Annotated in this window: 1 protein-coding gene; it reads left to right on the forward strand. The window is 68.5% G+C overall.

What is annotated here, in order from left to right:
* Window positions 1-105: 105 nt before the first annotated feature.
* Window positions 106-577, forward strand: a 472-nt coding sequence (locus ACY34J_RS29045; RefSeq protein ID WP_462729607.1) for a transposase, incomplete at its 3' end; no start/stop codon positions are given.

Genomic DNA, 577 nt, shown 5'->3' on the forward strand with positions numbered 1-577 from the left:
TGAGAGGGCGGTATGTAAGTGCATAGGCGATTTGCCGTCACCTGAACGTGTGGCAGCACGGTATCCCGGCCGGTCGGCGGGCTCGGGCGTGCTGGGCTGAGCACCGTGAGCGAGCGCAAGCCCTACAAGACCGACCTGTCCGACGAGCAGTGGGCGCTTGTCGAGCCGGTGATCGCCGCATGGAAGGCCGCACACCGCTCAGTCAGCGGTCACCAGGGCCGGTACGAGATGCGGGAGATGGTCAACGCGCTCCTCTACCAGGGCCGCACCGGCTGCCAGTGGGACTTGCTTCCGCACGACCTGCCGCCGCGCGGTGCGGTGATGTACTACTTCACCAAGTGGCGCGATGACGGCACCGACCAGACCATCCACGACCTGCTGCGCTGGCAGGTGCGGGAGAAGGCGCGGCGGAAGGCGGACCCGAGTCTGGTGGTACTCGACACCCAGAGCGTGCACGCGGCGGCTGGGGTGCAAGTACCGGGCCGCAAGCGCGGCCTGGCCGTTGACGTGCTGGGCCTGGTGATCGCGGTGGTGGTGCTCGCCGCGTCGGTGCACGACAATGCCGCTGGCATCGCGC

The sequence above is a fragment of the Streptomyces sp. HSS9-12 genome, assembly GCF_054963655.1.